Raw genomic sequence first — 16,832 nt, forward strand, 5'->3', positions numbered from 1 at the left:
GGGTCAGCCCTTGACCGCGCCGGCCATCGCATTGGCGCCACCGATCAACCGTTGGGCCAGCGCGTAGAGGACGACCACGGGCAGGGAGTAGAGCAGCGAGAAGGCGGCCAACGAACCGTAGGCAACGGTGCCGTACTGCCCGAAGAAGGAGAAGATGGTGACCGCGGCGGGTTGCTTCTCCGGCGACAGCAGCAGCACGAACGGGACGAAGAAGTTTCCCCAGCACTGCACGAAGACATAGACGAAGACGACCGCGAGCCCGGGCCGCATCAGCGGGGTGACGATCGAGACCAGGGTCTGCCGGGCCGAGGCGCCGTCGGTCCAGGCAGCCTCCTCCAGCGACACCGGCACCGAATCCATGAAGTTCTTGGTCATGAAGATCGCCATCGGCAGCGAGGTGGCGGCCAGAAAGAGGGTGCTGGCCAGCAACGAATCCAGCCACTCCAGTTTCACGAACAGGGCGTACACCGGCACCATCATCGCGGTGATCGGCAGGCAGGTGCCGAACAGCACGGCGTACATGAATCCGCGGCCGAACCGGAGCCGGTAGCGAGACAGCGGGTACGCGGTGAGGGTGGCCACCAGTGTCGCGACGGCGGCCGCACCGGCGGAGAGCACGGTGCTGTTCAGCAGCGGCCGCCCGAGCCGATCCCAGCTGATCACCTCGGTGAAGTTGCCCAACCCCGGGGCCTCGGGCAGCCCGGCGACCAGGGTGGCCCGGGTGTCGAAGGACGCGAACACCAACCAGAGCAGGGGAACCAGGAACACCAGACCCAACACGACCAGCGCCGCATCGGCCAGCCCGCGCGCCGAGGTCGCACCGGGCGCGGCCAGGCTGCGGGGCCGGGCCGGACGCTGAACACTCTGCACGGCGGTCACCGATCGACCTCCGAGCGCAGCAGGCGGATGTAGACCAGTGAGAAGAGCGCGCCGATGACCAGCATCACCGTGGCGATGGCGGTGCCGTAACCGACCTCGCCGAACTTGAAGGCGGTCTGGTAGGCGAGCACCGGCAGCGTGGACGAGTCGGTACCGGGGCCGCCACCGGTCATCACATAGATCAACGTGAACACCGAGAGGGTCTGCAGAGTGGTGAGCATCAGGTTGGTGCCGATCGCCCGCCGGATCAGCGGGATGGTGATCCGGAACAGGGTCTGCCGCCGCGACGCGCCGTCCACGGCAGCGGCCTCGGTCAGCTCGTCGGGGATGTCGGCCAGCGCCGCCGAATAGACCATCATCGAGAAGGCGGTGCCCCGCCAGATGTTGGCCAGGATCACCGCCAGCATCGGATGCCGGTAGAGCCACTCGATCGGCGCGATGCCGAGGATCCCCAGGCCCGCGTTCAGGCTGCCGTCGGTCTGGAAGAACGCGTACATGGCGAATGCGGCGACGATCTCCGGCATCACCCAGGCCGCCACGACCAGGGTGCCGACGACGGTCTGCACGGCCCGGTGGGCCCGTCGCTGCAGCACCGCGATGGTGAGCCCGAGGACGTTCTGACCGACGATCGCGCTGCCGATGGTGAACGCCAGGGTGAGCAGGATCGCCCGGGTGAACTCGGGATCGGCGAACAACCGCTCGTAGTTCGCCAGCCCGACGAACCGCGGGAAGCGCGCCGCTCGCCCGGTCAGCGCGGTGTTGGTCAGCGATCCGTAGACCGACCAGATCGCCGGGCCGACCATGAAGATGGCGAGCAGGATCACCGCTGGCAGCAGCGGCACCGAGCGCCACGGATGGCGGCGGGTGCGCCGGGCGGGTGGGAGCGTGGTGGCAGTCATCGACGCGATCAGGCCTTGACGGTCTGCTCCGCACCGACGATCCCGGTCACCGCCTTGTCGTAGGCGGCCGCGGCGGAGGCCACATCGCTCTGCCCGGTCATCACCGCCTCCATCGCGACCATGATGGCGTTCGAGATCTGCGGATAGTCGGCGGTCGCCGGCCGGTAGTGGGTCACCGGCACCAGATCGGTCCAGAATTTCGTGGTGGGGTTGGATTTCAGGTACGCCGGGTCCTCGGCGACGTCCTTGCGGACCGCGATCTGGGAGTCCTCGATGACGAATCCGAGCGAGTTCTCCCGATTCATGCACAGACTGAGGAACTTGAACGCCGCATCGGGGGCCTTGGTGTTCGCCCCCATGGCCAGCGTCCAGCCGCCCGACATCGACACCTTGCCGGGCGAATCGCCCGTCTGGGTGGGCATCGCGGCGGTTCCCATGGTGCTCTCCCAGGCCGGCCAGGCCGCCTTGCCCGACGGCTGCCAGCTGCTCGGCAGCCAGGAGCCGTCGAGGGCGATCGCCAGCTTGCCCTGCGGCAGCAGTTCGCCGGTCACGCGGGTGCTCAGGTTGCTGTCCAGCGCCTGCTGCGGGGTCGGTGCCAGGCCCTCGGTGTAGACGGTGCGGAGGAAATCGAGGGCGTCGGAGAAGCCCTGGGAGCCGACGACCCACTTCTTCGCCTGGTCGTCATAGAGGGTGTTCTTCGTTCCGTACAACAACATCTCGAAGCCCTGCATCACCGCGCCCTCACCCATCGGCTTGCCGGAATAGATGTTGAAGGGGATCACCCCGGGCACCTTCTCCTTGATCGCCCGGGCGGCACCGAGGATCTCGTCCCAGTTCTTCGGCGCCCAGTCACCGGGCAATCCGGCCTGCTGCAGGATCTGCTTGTTGAACCAGAGCCCGCGGGTATCGGTACCGAGCGGGATGCCATACATCTTCCCGTCATCGGCGCGGCCGCCGGTCTTGGCGACCTCGATGTATCCGACCATTCCGGCCAGCCGTTGAGGTAGTCATCGAGCGGCATCAGATAGCCGGCGCCCACATCGGAGCGGATCATGTAGGTGTCCTCATACATCAGATCCGGTGCGGTGCTCGGGGAGCGGTTCATCAGCGCGAGCTTGGTGAAGTAGTCGTTCTGGCTGGCCTCGATCGGGATCAGCTCGACGGTGAAGTCCGGATTCGCCTGCTCGAAGACGGTCTTCATCTTCGTGAACAGGGAATCCGCTGCCGTCGCATTGCCGAACTTCTGGTACGCCACCTTGAGCGTGCCGCTGTTGGCACTGCCGGATCCGCCCGAGCCACAGGCGCTGAGGCCGGTGACGGCGGTGCCGGCGAGGCCGGCCATTCCGGCGAGAAAGGTACGTCGACGCATGGGGACTCCTTCGGCCGCGGCGTCCGGGGAACTGATCGGGCAGGTTAATCCATTACTTGGATAAACCCAGTAGAGCGACGCGGATTCCCGCTGTCAAGAGATTCCCGAGGTCGTTTCAGAACGTTGCTGAACCGTGTCGTGGCACTCAGTCGATCAGCAGCAGCGAGGTCGGACGCAGCGAGAGCGCGTCCTCCAGCACCAGCGAGGCGGCGCCGATGGCGGCCACGTCCTCCCCCAGCCGGGTGCTGTGCACCCGGATCGGATGCACCTGCCGCATCGCGGCACGTGCGTGCAGATCCTTGCGTACAACGGGTTCCAGCCGATGCTGCAACCGGTCCCAGTAGGGGCCGCCGAAGACCACCTCGTCGGCATCGAGCAGATCGCAGACCTGGATCACCGCGCGGGCGAGCAGCTCCCCGGCATGGTCGAGGACCGCGGCGGCGGCCGGATCCCCCTCGGCGGAGCGTCGGCACAGCTCGGTGACCGCGTCGTCGACGGCTCGGCGGCTCTCGGGCAGCGGGGGCGTGAGCACCCCGGCGGCCAACCCCGCGGCCACCAGCTGCCGGGGACCGAGTGCCTGCGACAGCACCCCGGGTTCCCCGCAGTCACAGGCGGCGCCGTGCGGGTCCACCATCAGGTGGCCGACCTCGCCGACATTGTTGGAGGCCCCGCGCAACACCTCACCGCGGTGCACCAAGCCGGCCCCCATCCCGGTGCCGAGATACCAGAAGACGAAGGTGCGCGGATCCCCATCGGTCCGCACCCAGTCCTCGGCGACGGCGGCGGCCAGCACGTCCTTCTCCAGCAGGACCGGCAGCGCCAGGGCCGCGGCGAGCCGGTCCCGCAACGGAACGCGGCGCCAGCCGTCGAGCAGCGGCGGTTCGACCAGGGTCCCGGTCTCCACCTCGACCGGGCCCGGCGCAGCCACCCCGACCCCGGTGACGGTGCCCGGGTCGATCTCGGCCTCGGTGATGAGCCGGTGCACGGCCTCGGTGATGCTGCGGACGACCCGACCCGGGCTGCCGGTCGGCGTACGCCGCTGGGCGCGGGCCACCACCCGGCCCAGCAGATCGGTGACCACCAGGGTGATCAGCAGCGGATCCAGATGGACCCCGATCGCGTGCATGCCACCGGGAGCGAGGCCGAGCAGGGTGCGCGGTTTGCCCGGCCCGGTGCCGACCTGACCACGTTCCTCGATCAGCCCCCGTTCCAGCAGTCGGCGGGTCAGATTGGAGATCGTCTGCGGAGTCAGTCCGGTGGAGGCGGCCAACTCGACCCGGCTGGTGCCCTGCGGATTGCGGCGTACCCAGTCGATCACCACGCGCTGATTCCAGTCGCCGATGCGCGGGATGTTGGTTCCGCGGCTCCCGGGGGCCTGCGGGGCGGGCGTCATGGTGCCTGGGCCGCCCGCTCCGCGGCGTGCTCGGCGCGTACCGACAACACCTCGTAACCCAGCTCGTGCAGCGGTACCGGGACGCCGGCGACCGCGGCCAACCGGACCAGGGCACCCAGCACCGATTCGAGTTCACTGGGTACGCCGGCGGCCAGGTCGCGCTGCAGCGAGGTGGTGGCGCCCTCAGGCAGCTGGTCGCAGAAGGTGAGCGTGCGGGTCTCGACATCGGGGGGCAGGTCGATGCCGACCGCCCGGCCCACCGCCACCGCCTCACCGATCGCGCGCTGCAGCAACTGGCGCAGCCCCGGCCGGTTGCGGATCACGCCGATCGGCTCGGCGGTGAGCGCGCCGAGCAGGCCGGAGGGGGCGAAGAACACATACTTCTGCCAGAGCTCGGACCAGATGTCGGCGGGCTCGACGACGGTCACCCCGGCCTCGCTGAACGCGTCGCGGAGGGCCTCCAGCCGATCGGTCTCGGCGTTGTTCGGCTCGGAGAACGCGATCGAACCCGGCCCGCCGCGATGATCGATCACCCCGCGTTCGGTGAGCTGGGTGAAGATCCGGACGATGCCGGGCAGCACCGCACCCTCGCCGACCACCTCGGCGACCCGTCGCGGGGCGTCGATGCCGTTCTGCATGGTGATCACCGCGGTGAGCGGGCCGACCATCTCGGGCAGCTGGGGCAGTACCGCATCGAGCTGCGGGGTCTTCACGCAGAGCAGCACCGCATCGACCGGGCCGATCTCGGCCGGGTCGTCGGTCGCGGTCACCTGCGGCAACTCGATCTCGGTCTGCCCGGTGATCCGCAATCCGTTCTCCCGCAGGGTTTCCAGGGTCCGGCCGCGGGCCAGATAGCTGACCTGGTGGCCGTCGCGCTGCAGCAACCCGCCGAAGTATCCACCCAGGCTGCCCGCGCCGACCACCGCAAATCTCATGGCGACATGCTAGAGCCGGCTGGCAGGATCGCGGCATGGAGTTCACCGAGTCGAGCTGGCCCCGGCGTACCGAACGGCTCACCGTGCGGCCGTTGACCGAGGCGGATCTCGACGCGATGTTCGCCTATCGCAGCCAGCCGGCGGTCTATGAGTGGATCGGCCGGGCGTACACCGATCCGGCCGCGTTCCGCGAGCGGATGCTCACCCTGCTCGCCGATCCGGCCCTGTTGAACCTGGCCATCGAGCTCGACGGCGCGCTGGTCGGTGACACCTTCCTGAAGCTGACCGACGGCTGGGCACAAGACGATCTGGCGCCGGCCAGGCGCAGCCAGGCCGAGTTCGGGTACGCGATCGACCCCCGGTATGCGGGCCGCGGATTCGCCACCGAGGTCTCCCGGGAGCTGATCCGGATCGCTTTCACCGAGCTTGGGCTGCGCCGGCTCACCGCCGGCTGTTTCGCCGACAATCAAGCCAGTCGCCGGGTGCTGGAGAAGGCCGGGTTGCGGCTGGAAGCCGTTACCCGCAAGGAATGCCTGCACCGCGACCGCGGCTGGCTGGACGGCTGTCTGTTCGCGATCCTGGCCGAGGAGTGGTCCGGTTGATCCGCGGGCCGCTCAGCGCTGGCCGGGTGCCGGGGTGAGCGGGGGTTCGACCGGGGCGCTCGGCGCCGGCGGCGGCTGGGGCGTACTCGTGTCGCGGACCAGGACGAGCTTCTTGTCACCCTCGATCAGGGTGAGCCGGTCACCGGCCAGGAACCACTGGGGGTCGGCCTGGAGCAGGTCGGCGACCGCGCGCTCCTGGGCCATCAGCTCCTCGGGACACCCCATCGTCGTCGAGGTGAGGCCGTCGGTGATCAGCAGGTTGCCCTCGGTGCGATAGCTGCCGCCCATCGTGTTGCAACCGGGGAGTACGCCGATCAGGTCGGTCTGCAGGGTGAGCCGCGGTTCCCTGCCGGGTACGAGGGCGGCCGGGCTGAGTTCGACCGCCTTCCAGCTGCCCCGCAGGGCGGCCGGATCGAGCGGGGTCGACGGGGTCGGATCGCCCGGCGGGGTCGGTGGCGGCGTACTCGCCGGGCCGTTGGACCCGCCACCGGCCGGCTCGGCGGGTACCGAGCCGGCGCAGCCGGTGAGCAGCAGGCTGGCCAGGACCGGGGCGATCAGGACGGGGGTGATGAACGCGTGAATCCTCATACTCCTCTCCACGAGTCGGCCCTCCGGATTGGTTCCGCCGGATCCGGAATCGATCCGAAAGTTCTGATCCCTTGGGTCACAATCGCCCGTTCGGGCGCCTGGAACGGGCCATAACTGCTGACAAAGTCGGCTTACCGAGTGGTCGGGACGGGGTCGTAGGGGCCGGTGTCGTTGTCGTGGAGGTCGCGGCCGGCGGTCTCCTTGGCGGTGACGAGGGCGATGATGGTGATGAGCATGGTGACGGCGAGATAGGCGACGACGGCCCAGGTGCCGTAGCGGGTGGACAGCCAGAGCGCGATCAGCGGGGCCGGGGCGCCGGCGATGATGGAGGAGCCCTGGAAGACCAGCGAGGAGCCGCCGTAGCGGTAGCGGGTCGGGAACAGTTCGGTGATCCAGGCGGCTTCCGGGCCGGCGAGCATGCCGTGCAGGGTGGCGCCGACGATGACGCCGACCGCCAGCAGCGGGACCGAGTTGCTGCCGACCATCCAGAAGAACACCGGGGCCCAGACCAGCAGGGCCACCGAGGGCACGAGCATCGCGACCTTGCGGCCCACCTTGTCCGACCACCAGCCGGCGACCACCATGCCGAGGAACTGGCCGACCGAGGCGGCGGTCACCACCTTGAGCACCGTCGGTGTCGAATAGCCGTGCACCTTGGTGGCGTAGGAGAGCACGAAGATCGTGTAGACGTAGAAGGCGACGTTCTCACCGAGGCGTACGCCGAGTCCGTGCAGCACCGCGCGCGGGCGGCGCAGCGCCTGGATGATCGAGGATCGCGGCCGCTCACTGGCGACCTGCTCGGCGTGCTGCTGGGCGGCGCGGAAGACCGGTGATTCCTCCACCCCGTGCCGGACCCAGAAGCCGAAGATCAGCAGCGGGATCGCCAGCCAGAACGCGACCCGCCAGCCCCATTGCTGGAACGCCTCACCGGGGAAGATCAGCTGCAGCACGGTGACCACGACGGTGGCCAGCACGGTGCCGATCGGGGCGCCGGCCTGCGGCCAGGAGGCCCAGAAACCGCGCTTCTCGCGTTCCCCGTATTCGCTGACCAGCAGCACCGCGGCGCCGAACTCGCCGCCGAGGGCGAAGCCCTGGATCAGCCGCAGCACCACCAGCAGCACGGTGGCGAGGATGCCGGCGCTCTGCAGCGTGGGCAGGAACCCGATCGCCGCGGTGGCCGCGCCCAGCATCAAGAAGGTGGTCACCAGCATCGGTTGTCGGCCGAACCGGTCACCGAGGTGCCCGAAGACGATGCCACCGAGCGGCCGGGCCACGAACCCCAGACCCATCGTCGCCAAGGCGGACAAGGTGGCGACGATCGGGTCCCTGCTCGCGAAGAACAGCGGACCGAGCACGGTCGCCGCCAGCACCCCGTAGAGCGCGAAGTCATACCACTCGAGCACCGCGCCGACCATCGAGCCGGCCATCACCCGACCGAAGCCGCGGGGTCTGGTGGATCTCCCCGGTGTTTCCACCTCTGCTGTCGCCATTGACCTTTTCCTTTCTGAACTGCATTTCCAGCGGTTGCGGCCCTAGAGCCCGAGGGTGAGTGAGTCCCCGCGGGCGCGGGAGCAGCACGACATCATCGATCGATTGGCGGCCCGTTCACCGGCGTCCAGGACGAGATCGCGGTGGTCGACCTCCCCGGCCAGCACCGGCACCTCGCAGGTGCCGCAGAGCCCCTCCTCGCAGTCCGAGGGGACATCCAGGTTGGCCGCACGCAGGGTGTCCAGCACGGTCCGATCGGGGGGCACGACCAACGTCTGTCCGGAGTCGGCGAGCCGGAGTTCGAAGGCATGCTCCGTGCTCGGGTCGAGTTCGCCGAGGGTGGAGGTGAAGTGTTCGACATGCAGGCGCTCGGCCGGTACCAGCTCGGCGAGCGCCGCCAGCAGCCGTTGCGGGCCGCAGGCGTACACCTCCGCATTCCCTGCCGCAGCGAGGATCGCGGCATAGTCGGCGCGATGCCCCTCATCGGCGGCATGCACCACCAGGGCCTCGCCGTGATCGGCCTGCAGTCGCTCCAGCAGCGCCATCGTCTGCCGGCTACGTCCGGAATAGTGCAGGGTGTACGCCCGGCCCGCGGCCCGCAGCGCATGGGCCATCGCCGCGATCGGGGTGATCCCGATCCCGCCGGCGATCAGCAACACCGGTGTCTGCGGAGCCACCTCGCCCCGGTCCAGCCGGAAGTGGTTGCTGGGGCCGCGGACCCGCCAGTCGGCACCGACGCGGGTGTGCTCGTGCAGCCAGCGCGAACCGCCCCGGCCGTCGTCCTCGCGGAGCACCGCGACCTCCCAGTGCGGGCCGGGTCGACCGCACAGCGAATACTGCCGGGAGCGCTGTTTGCCATTGGCGTCGGTGCCGCACTCCACATCGAGGTGCGCCCCGGGATTCCAGGCCGGCAACGGTTTCCCGCTCGGATCGGCGAGCACCACCCGGGTCACCTCGGCGGTCTCGGGGATCATCTCGACGACCCGCAGGGTGCGCCCCAGGGTGTGCCGGGAGGGTTCGCCGATCCGCAGCAGTTGTCGCTGCTGCAGGATCTCCGGCGCGGTGCGCTCGGGGTTCTGCTCGGGATCCCACTCCACCAGCAGCCGTTCCGGCCCGCGGAAGGAAGTGTTCGGGACGAAGGTGAACTCCTGCTCGGCCAGGCGCAGGTGCGGCAGCCGGGTGGTGAGTTCTTCGAGGAAGACCTGCAGTTCCATTCGGGCCAGATTCTTGCCCAGGCACTGATGCGCGCCGTAGCCGAAGGTGAGATGGTCCGAGGCCTCGGTGCGATACACATCGAAGTCGTCGGCGTTCTCGAACCGGTCCGCGTCATGGTTCGCCGAGGCCTGCACGATCAGCAGCTTCGAGCCCCGGGGGATCGGTACGCCGCCCACCTCGGTGTCGGCCAGCGCGATCCGCCGCCAGGCCGCCACCGACCCCCGCAACCGCAGGCATTCCTCGACCGCATTGGGAATCAGCGACGGGTCGGCGCACAGCTGCTGCCAGCGCTCGGGCTCCTCGAGCAGCAACCGGACCGCGTTGGCACCGGCATGGGCGGTGGTCTCGTGGGCGGCGACGATACCGGCCATCATCATCGAGTGCAGATAGGAGTCGTGCACCGTCTCCTGCCCGACCGGGCAGCCCTGTGCGCGCTCGTCGCGTTGCACCCGGATCGAGTAGGGCATCCAGCCCGGCCGGTCGGGGTTGGCCCGCATCCGCTCCAGCACGCCCCCGGCGTACTGCCAGAACCTGCCGACCTGGTGGGCGACCGCGACCTGTTCCTCCGGCGCCGGGCGACCCCAGGTGTTCACCGTGTGGGCGACCGAGAACTCCTTCAGCGGCCCCATGTCCTCCTCGGGGATGCCCATGAAGTGCATCGCCACGGTGAGCGGGACGAAATAGAGCATCTCGGCGACCAGATCCGCGGATCCGGCGTCCACGAAGGAATCCACGGCCTCCCGGGCCAGCCGGCGGACCATCTCCTCGTGCGGGGCCAGCGCCTCGGCGGTGAACGGCTCCATCAGCGCCCGGCGGCGGCGCATGTGATCGGGTTCGTCCTCGTTGACCAGGGTGCGATTCATCCCGTAGTCGTAACCGCGGAGCACCTCATCGGCGGCCTCGACGGTCGGGGTGATCTTCTCCAGCGCGATCGCCGGGGAGAAGTGCGCGTGGTCGCGGAACACGGCCTTCACGTCCTGGTACCGGGTCACCACCCAGTAGCCGAGCTTCGGCGAGAAGAAGACCGGTTCCTGCTCCCTGCTCCAGCGCAATGCCTCGGCCGGATCCACCTGGTAGTCACCGGTGAACGGGTCGAAGGCGGCGGCATTGGCCGAGGGGAGATGGCCGGACACCGGGCAGGACATCGACAGGCCCCCTACGCTTGTCACATCGTTGTGTCGAATAACGCACACTTGGTTTCGCTCAGCGCACGCACTGTAATGGGCCGGTGCCCACCGGGCAAGGCTCTGGGGCGGTTAGGAGTTCCGATGACGACATTGCAGACCCTGGACCGCGGGCTGCGGCTGCTCGACGAGGTCGCCGCGCACCCCGGTGGGATCTCGGTCGCCGAGCTCGGTGCGCGGCTCGAGCTGCACCGGACCATCTGCTATCGCGTGGTGGCCACCCTGGCCGAGCACGGCCTGGTGCACCGCGGTGAGGACGGCCGGGTCCGGCTGGCGGCCGGGGTGCTCGGGCTCGCGGCCCGGTTCGCGCCGGCCCTGCGCAGCGCGGCCCGGCCGGTGCTGGCCCGGCTCGCCGCCGAGACCGGTGCCACCTCCTATCTGGCGGTCGCCGAGCAGGAGAGCTGTGTCGTCGCGCTCACCCACGAGCCGCCGACCGAGTCGCTGCGGGTCGCCTACCGGGTGGGTGCCCGGCACCCGCTGACCCGGGGCGCCTCCGGGGTGGCGATCCTGGCCGCGCGGCCCGAGCAGGCCGACGATCCGGAATCGGTACGCCGGGCCCGCGAGCTGGGCCATGCGGTCACCCGCGGCGAGCTGGAACCGGGCGCGGTCGGCGTCGGCTGCGGGCTCGGCCTGCCCGACGACCACGAGGATCTGGAGTGCAGCGTCGGGGTCGTCGCGTTGGCCGGACTGGACGCCGACGCCGCCGCCGTCCGGGTGCGGGCCGCGGCAGCGGAGCTGCGGCGGGTGCTCTGAGGCGTACCCCCCACGGGGGTCGGGCCGATCGGGCCGAGGGTTACCGTTGTTGATGCGACAAATCATCTTGGCAGCTGGAGAATCCGTCCCCGTGCTGGGCATGGGGACCTGGGGCTGGGGCGAGGACCCCGGCCGCCGAAGAGCCGAGATCGCGGCCCTGCACACCGGCCTGGATCTCGGCATGAGGTTGGTCGACACCGCCGAGATGTACGCCGACGGCGGCGCGGAGGAGGTCCTCGGGGAGGCGCTGGCGGGTCGCCGTGACGAGGCGTTCGTGGTCAGCAAGGTGCTGCCGTCGAACGCGTCCCGTTCCGGCACGATCGCGGCATGCGAGCGCAGTCTGGAACGCCTGCGCACCGACCGGATCGATCTCTACCTGCTGCACTGGCAGGGCGGGCACCCGCTGGCGGACACGCTCGCGGCGTTCGAGCAGCTGATCACCGACGGGACGATCCGGTCCTGGGGTGTCAGCAACTTCGACCGGGCCGCACTCGCCGAGCTGCAGGACGTCCCGGGCAGCGACGGGCTGGCCACCGACCAGGTGCTCTACAACCTGTCGCGGCGCGGGCCGGAGTACGACCTGCTGCCCTGGTGCGCCGACCACGACCTGCCGGTGATGGCCTACTCGCCGATCGAACAGGGCCGTATCCTGAACGACCCGACGCTCGCCGAGGTCGCCGACGCGCACGGGATCAGCCCGGCAGCGGCCGCCCTGGCCTGGGTGCTGCGCCGCGAGTCGATCTGTGCGATCCCCAAGGCGAGCACCCCGGAGCACGTCCGCGACAACGCCACCGCGCTGGACACCGAGCTCACCCCGGACGACCTGGCGGCGCTGGATCGGGCCTTCCCGGCGCCGAGTGGACCGCAACCACTGGAGATGCTGTGAGGCAGTAGCGTCGGCGTACCGAACCGATCTCCAGCCGAACCGATCTCCAGGAGGACGCCGTGACGACCAGCCCGCTGCCCCCGATGCACCTGGCCATCCCCGTGCAGAACATCGAGGAGGCCCGCGACTTCTATGGCGGCGTGCTCGGGCTGGCCCGCGGTCGCTCCGACACCCGGTGGACCGACTGGAATTTCCACGGCCACCAGCTGGTCACCCACGAGGTCACCGAGCCGCCCCGGTCCGCGCCGACGAATCCGGTGGACGGCCATGACGTCCCGGTCCCGCACTTCGGGCTGGTGCTGCCGGTGCCGGAGTTCCACGCGCTGGCCGAGCGGATCCGCGATGCCGGGGTCGAGTTCGTGATCGAACCCTATCTGCGGTTCGAGGGGCAGCCCGGTGAGCAGTGGACGATGTTCTTCGTCGACCCCTCGGGCAACAATCTCGAGTTCAAGGCGTTCGCCGACCCGGATCAGCTCTTCGCCGTCTGACCGAGCGCGGCGATCGCGGTCTGCTCGTTGAACGCCAGGTGCGCATCGAGGGCCGCGCCGGCGCGTTCGGGGTCTCGGGAGCGGAACGCATCCAGCAGCACCTCGTGGGCGACCCGGCGGCGGGTGTGTTCCTCGGGGTCCGGGTCGAGGGTGCGGAAGCCGATCCGGACATAGCGCTCGGTCGCCCGCCACAGGGTGCGCAGCATCCGCAGGTCCCAGCTGCTCGCCGCCGGGGCCAGCAGCGCCTCGTGGAATTCGTGATGGGCGTCATAGATCGCGTCGATGCCCTCGTCGGGGGCACCGAAATCGCGGGCCACTGCGGCCAGTCGGTCGAGCTCCGGCTCGGCGACCAGGGTCACCGAACGGCGCGCCAGGGCGGGTTCGAGGGTACGCCGCAGCCGATAGATGGCGTGCAGGTCGTCCAGGTCGAGCGGGGCGACGATCGCGCTGCGACCCGGGCGGATGACCACCAGACCCTCGCCCTCCAGCTGCCGCAGGGCCTCGCGTACCGGAATGAAACTCACCCCGAGCATCGCCGCGATCTCCCGCAGCGAGAAGGTCTGTCCGGGTGCCAGATCGCCCGAGACGATCGAGCGGCGCAACTCGGTCGCCACCTTCTCGGTCACCGAACTCGACTCGATCTGCCGGACCGCCGCCATGGCATCCCCCTTGATTCGAGGCTCGGTACATGGGCCCCGTGACGCTATCACTCCGCGCCGGTCGGCCTTGTTGTTATCACATATAGCGCTTACGGTGGTGCCGAGCAATGGACAGTCCAAGGGAGGGCGATTCAGATGGCTGCTACGCCGAAGTTCGCACATGTGGTGCTGCAGACCGGCCAGCCGGACGCGATGCGCGACTGGTACACTGGCGTACTCGACGGAAAAGTGGTGTTCGCCGACGACACCCTGACCTTCATCGCCTACGACGAGGAGCACCATCGCGTCGCGCTGCTGCACCCGCCGATCGACATGCAGAAGAAGACCCCGACGACCTCCGGGATGCACCACGTGGCCTACACCTTCGACAGCATCGACACACTGCTCGATCGCTACCAGCTACTCCGCGACCGTGGCATCGAACCGGCCGTCTGCGTCAATCACGGCATCACCACCTCGCTGTACTACCGGGACCCGGACCGCAACTTCGTGGAGCTGCAGATCGACGTCCTCGAACCCGAGGCCGCGACCGAATACCTGAACGGGCCGGACTATCAGGAGGATTCGATCGGACCGGCCTTCGATCCGCAGGAGATGCTGGCCGCACGGCGCGGCGGCGCCTCGGTCGATGAACTCACCGCACGCAGCTGGGCGAAGAAGTTCGACCTGCCGCCGGCGATCCACGTCATGATGGGTGAATGAGCGCGCCGGTTCGCCTGCACCTCACAGGTTGTCGATCGCCAGCCGCGGTACCGGATCGGCGGGAGTGAATCCGAAGACCTGACCGAGGAAGGACTGCTCGGCAGCCAGGGTGCGCCGGATCGAATCCGCGCGGCGGAAGCCGTGCGCCTCGCCGTCGAACACGACCAGGGCCACCGGCAATCCCTTCTCCCGCACGGCATCGGCCATCTGGTACGCCTGCTCCGGCGGTACGACCTTGTCCTCGGCACCCTGCAGGATCAGCATCGGGGTGTTCAACCGATCCAGCTGCTGCACCGGCGAACGATCCTCATAGATCGCCCGTGCCGCGGGCCACGGTCCGACCAGCCCGTCCAGGTAGCGGGACTCGAACTTGTGCGTGTGTTCGGCCAGCGCGCCCAGGTCGCCGATGCCGTAGTGGCTGATGCCGGCGGCGAAGAAGTCGGTGCTGGTGAGTGCCCGGAGGGTGGTGTAGCCACCCGCGGAACCACCCTCGATCCAGACCCGCGCGGGATCGACCAGACCGCGGTCGATGAGATGCTGGGCGGCGGCCACGCAGTCGGCGACGTCCGCGATGCCCCAGTTTCCCTGCAGGCGTTGACGATACGCGCGACCGTAACCGGTGGAGCCGCTGTAGTTGACGTCGACGACGGCGTATCCGCGGGAGGTCCAGAACTGCACATCGAGGCGCAGAGCGGGTGCGGAGAAGCTGGTCGGGCCGCCGTGGCTGAGCACCTTCAGTGGCGGCAGTTCCCCTTGTGGAGCGGAGAATGCCGGATTCACCGGGGGATAGAACCAGGCGTACGCCGCGGGCTCGCCGAAGCTGATCGGCTCGGCGACCGAGAGCAGGGCGGGGTCGAGATCCACCTCGGTGCTGGCCCGGACCACGGTCTCGGTGCCGGGGTCGGTGCCGGTGTCAGTCTTCGGGTCCAGGGTGATGATCGCGCTCGGGCGATCCGGGAAACCGGCGAGCAGGGCGATCCGATCATGGTCCGCGGCCAGGCCTCGAATGGTGTTCGCGGTGGTGGTGATCGGCTGCAATCCCGTGCTGGTGAGGAATCCGAGCCGAGCGACGCCGCTCTCCAGCCAGCGGCAGAGGATCGTATCGGCATCGACGACAGCGAAATCGCCGATCCCGAGCTGCCAGGGTGGGGTACCGAACTCGTTGTCGACCGGATGCAGGGCGGTGCTGGTGCCATCGCGCCAGCGGTGCAGGTTCCAGTAGCCGGATTCGTCGCTGAGGAAGACGATTGCGCCGTCCTGCCAGGCCGGGCTGATCGCCGAGGTGTGCGGGCGATCCGACACCGTGTGTTGCTCGCCGAGGCGGACGCCGGTGCCGTCGGTGGTCAGGGCGGCGGTCCGGATCCGGGTCTGGTCCCAGGGCATGTTCGGGTGATCCCATTCCACCCAGGCGATCCGGCCGTCGGGGGAGACCGCGATGCCGTCGTAGAAGTCGGCGCCCTCGACGAGCACGGATTCGGCGCCGGTCTCCCAGTCCAGGGCGACGATGCTGTTGACCGGTTCGCCGTGCTCGGCCAGGGTCTCGGCCCGATGGTCCTCACGGACGGCGAGCAACAACCGGCCGGCCGGGTGCAACCGCAGATCGCCGTAGCGCAGGTCGGGGGACCCGGTGAGCACCCGCGGTGAGCCACCGGGTTCCAACAGCAGCACCTCATTGCTGGGATGGTCGCAGAAGGCGATCACACCATCGGCGATGGCGACGGCGCCACCACCGTATTCGTGCACGGTGCTGCGCAGGTAGTGCTCGGGGGTGAGCTCGGTCCGGGTACCGTCGGGGGACTGTCGCCACAGGCTCGTCCGGCCGCCCTGATCCGCCCGGGATTCCAACCAGTACAGGGATTCCTGGTCCAGCCAGGGTCCGCCGAGGCCGACCGAGGAGCCGGTCAGCAGGTCGGCGCCGAGTTCGGAGCGCCAGGCGCCGTGGGGTGCGATCTCCATGGGGAGACCTTAGCCACCGTGCGGTCGATGGTTCGCGGGCTCGGGTGGCAGCGGCCGGATCCATCCCGTGACCCGATCGAGGGCGGAGTCGAGCAGCCCGGGTCGCCAGCGCAGCGTACGGGAGAATTCGAGTCGCAGCTGGGGTTGCAGCGGATGGTCGGTGCTCACCTGGAAGCCGACCCGCTCCAGGAATTCGACCGGGGGCAGTACGCAGGACCCGCCGTGGCGGCTGCCGCGTACCTCGAGGGCATGGATGCCGGGTACGCGGACCATCCGCGCGGCCGCCGCCTGCACCAGTTGCCGGCCGAGGCCCTCGGCGGTGCAACCCGGATCGACCCGGATCGAGAGCACGACGGCGGCATCGGGGTTGCGCGGCCCGCCACCCTGCGGCCCGTTGCGCGGCACGTGCAGCGGCGGGCAGAACAGCAGGTGGCCGGCCAGCCGTCCGTCCTCGTGGCCGGTGATCCCGCACAGGCCCCATTCCTGCTGGGCCGCCCGCGCCCAGCCGGCCGGGCCGTGGTCGGCTTCGACACCCGCGCGGACCGTCGCACCGAGCGGACACTCCGAGCAGGTCAGCGGGAGTTCGGCGAGTCGCTCGGCGACCAAGGGCCGCAGCCGCGGGCGCAGGGTCACTTCGATTCCCGGTCCGGTTGGCCGAGGCGACGCGGCTGGGTGAGCCCGATCGCGAAACCGAGCACGATCGCGGCCAGCAGGCCGAGGCCGAGCCACACCATGCGACTGGGAGTCGGGCGCAGCAGGTCCTCGTCCCCGATCAACGGTCGGAACGGGCCCCGGTAGCGAACATCCTCCTCCATGGGGTCCATCGTAGAATGGTC

The 16,832-nt window shown here is 69.5% G+C and carries 17 protein-coding genes; 5 read left to right on the plus strand and 12 right to left on the minus strand.

Annotation, left to right across the window (positions count from 1 at the left end; all coding sequences use genetic code 11):
- Positions 1–3: 3 nt before the first annotated feature.
- The 5 genes from BI335_RS13170 to BI335_RS13190 form a co-directional block, all read right to left on the minus strand.
- Positions 4–879 carry a carbohydrate ABC transporter permease gene (locus BI335_RS13170; RefSeq protein ID WP_094356915.1) on the minus strand — a complete coding sequence of 292 codons (876 nt, stop codon included), beginning with the start codon at positions 877–879 and terminating at the stop codon, positions 4–6.
- Complete coding sequence (locus BI335_RS13175; RefSeq protein ID WP_094431434.1) at positions 876–1,778, minus strand: carbohydrate ABC transporter permease; 903 nt, start codon at positions 1,776–1,778, stop codon at positions 876–878. Before BI335_RS13175 ends, BI335_RS13170 begins: the two co-directional genes overlap by 4 nt.
- 8 nt (positions 1,779–1,786) lie before the next feature.
- Entirely contained in the window at positions 1,787–2,764 is a 978-nt protein-coding gene (locus BI335_RS13180; protein WP_267489867.1) for an extracellular solute-binding protein, read from the minus strand.
- 528 nt (positions 2,765–3,292) lie between these two features.
- The gene (locus BI335_RS13185; RefSeq protein WP_166646775.1) at positions 3,293–4,468 is read right to left on the minus strand and encodes an ROK family transcriptional regulator; all 1,176 of its coding nucleotides are present in this window, start codon (positions 4,466–4,468) and stop codon (positions 3,293–3,295) included.
- A gap of 68 nt (positions 4,469–4,536) precedes the next feature.
- The gene (locus BI335_RS13190) at positions 4,537–5,475 is read right to left on the minus strand and encodes a 2-dehydropantoate 2-reductase (RefSeq protein WP_094431439.1); all 939 of its coding nucleotides are present in this window, start codon (positions 5,473–5,475) and stop codon (positions 4,537–4,539) included.
- A gap of 35 nt (positions 5,476–5,510) precedes the next feature.
- On the opposite strand from BI335_RS13190, the gene BI335_RS13195 reads away from it, so the two are divergent.
- Complete coding sequence (locus BI335_RS13195; RefSeq protein WP_094431443.1) at positions 5,511–6,077, plus strand: GNAT family N-acetyltransferase; 567 nt, start codon at positions 5,511–5,513, stop codon at positions 6,075–6,077.
- A gap of 12 nt (positions 6,078–6,089) precedes the next feature.
- On the opposite strand, the gene BI335_RS13200 is transcribed toward BI335_RS13195, so the two are convergent.
- From BI335_RS13200 to BI335_RS13210, 3 genes are all read right to left on the minus strand, one after another.
- Positions 6,090–6,665 (minus strand): META domain-containing protein, encoded by a 576-nt coding sequence (locus tag BI335_RS13200; RefSeq protein ID WP_094431445.1) that lies wholly within the window; start codon positions 6,663–6,665, stop codon positions 6,090–6,092.
- Between the two features lie 131 nt (positions 6,666–6,796).
- A complete protein-coding gene (locus tag BI335_RS13205) occupies positions 6,797–8,155 on the minus strand; it encodes an MFS transporter (protein ID WP_094431447.1) in 1,359 nt (452 codons plus the stop codon).
- A gap of 42 nt (positions 8,156–8,197) precedes the next feature.
- Positions 8,198–10,513 (minus strand): cytochrome P450/oxidoreductase, encoded by a 2,316-nt coding sequence (locus BI335_RS13210; RefSeq protein WP_094431449.1) that lies wholly within the window; start codon positions 10,511–10,513, stop codon positions 8,198–8,200.
- Between the two features lie 123 nt (positions 10,514–10,636).
- Here BI335_RS13210 and BI335_RS13215 point away from each other — a divergent pair, with 123 nt between their 5' ends.
- The 3 genes from BI335_RS13215 to BI335_RS13225 all read left to right on the plus strand — a co-directional run bounded on the left by BI335_RS13215 (position 10,637) and on the right by BI335_RS13225 (position 12,679).
- A complete protein-coding gene (locus tag BI335_RS13215) occupies positions 10,637–11,305 on the plus strand; it encodes an IclR family transcriptional regulator (RefSeq protein WP_094431451.1) in 669 nt (222 codons plus the stop codon).
- A gap of 100 nt (positions 11,306–11,405) precedes the next feature.
- Entirely contained in the window at positions 11,406–12,191 is a 786-nt protein-coding gene (locus tag BI335_RS13220) for an aldo/keto reductase (RefSeq protein WP_229117669.1), read from the plus strand.
- A gap of 59 nt (positions 12,192–12,250) precedes the next feature.
- Entirely contained in the window at positions 12,251–12,679 is a 429-nt protein-coding gene (locus BI335_RS13225; protein ID WP_229117608.1) for a VOC family protein, read from the plus strand.
- On the opposite strand, the gene BI335_RS13230 is transcribed toward BI335_RS13225, so the two are convergent.
- Positions 12,661–13,338: a GntR family transcriptional regulator gene (locus tag BI335_RS13230; protein WP_094404274.1), complete on the minus strand. Its 678-nt coding sequence runs from the start codon at positions 13,336–13,338 to the stop codon at positions 12,661–12,663. The two genes, BI335_RS13225 and BI335_RS13230, sit on opposite strands and share 19 nt — an antisense overlap.
- 135 nt (positions 13,339–13,473) lie before the next feature.
- Between BI335_RS13230 and BI335_RS13235 the strand changes: the two genes are divergently transcribed.
- Complete coding sequence (locus tag BI335_RS13235) at positions 13,474–14,040, plus strand: VOC family protein (RefSeq protein WP_094356927.1); 567 nt, start codon at positions 13,474–13,476, stop codon at positions 14,038–14,040.
- A 21-nt stretch (positions 14,041–14,061) separates the two neighbouring features.
- Here BI335_RS13235 and BI335_RS13240 read toward each other — a convergent pair whose 3' ends face one another.
- The 3 genes from BI335_RS13240 to BI335_RS21520 are packed head-to-tail and all read right to left on the minus strand — an operon-like array spanning position 14,062 to position 16,811.
- Positions 14,062–15,996 carry a S9 family peptidase gene (locus tag BI335_RS13240; protein WP_094404273.1) on the minus strand — a complete coding sequence of 645 codons (1,935 nt, stop codon included), beginning with the start codon at positions 15,994–15,996 and terminating at the stop codon, positions 14,062–14,064.
- Between the two features lie 9 nt (positions 15,997–16,005).
- Positions 16,006–16,629: a GNAT family N-acetyltransferase gene (locus BI335_RS13245; protein WP_166646774.1), complete on the minus strand. Its 624-nt coding sequence runs from the start codon at positions 16,627–16,629 to the stop codon at positions 16,006–16,008.
- A complete protein-coding gene (locus BI335_RS21520) occupies positions 16,626–16,811 on the minus strand; it encodes a hypothetical protein (protein ID WP_166646773.1) in 186 nt (61 codons plus the stop codon). The genes BI335_RS13245 and BI335_RS21520 overlap by 4 nt, the downstream gene beginning before the upstream one ends.
- Positions 16,812–16,832: the final 21 nt, after the last annotated feature.

The organism is Enemella evansiae (genome assembly GCF_002250705.1).
Taxonomy (GTDB): Bacteria; Actinomycetota; Actinomycetes; order Propionibacteriales; family Propionibacteriaceae; genus Enemella; species Enemella evansiae.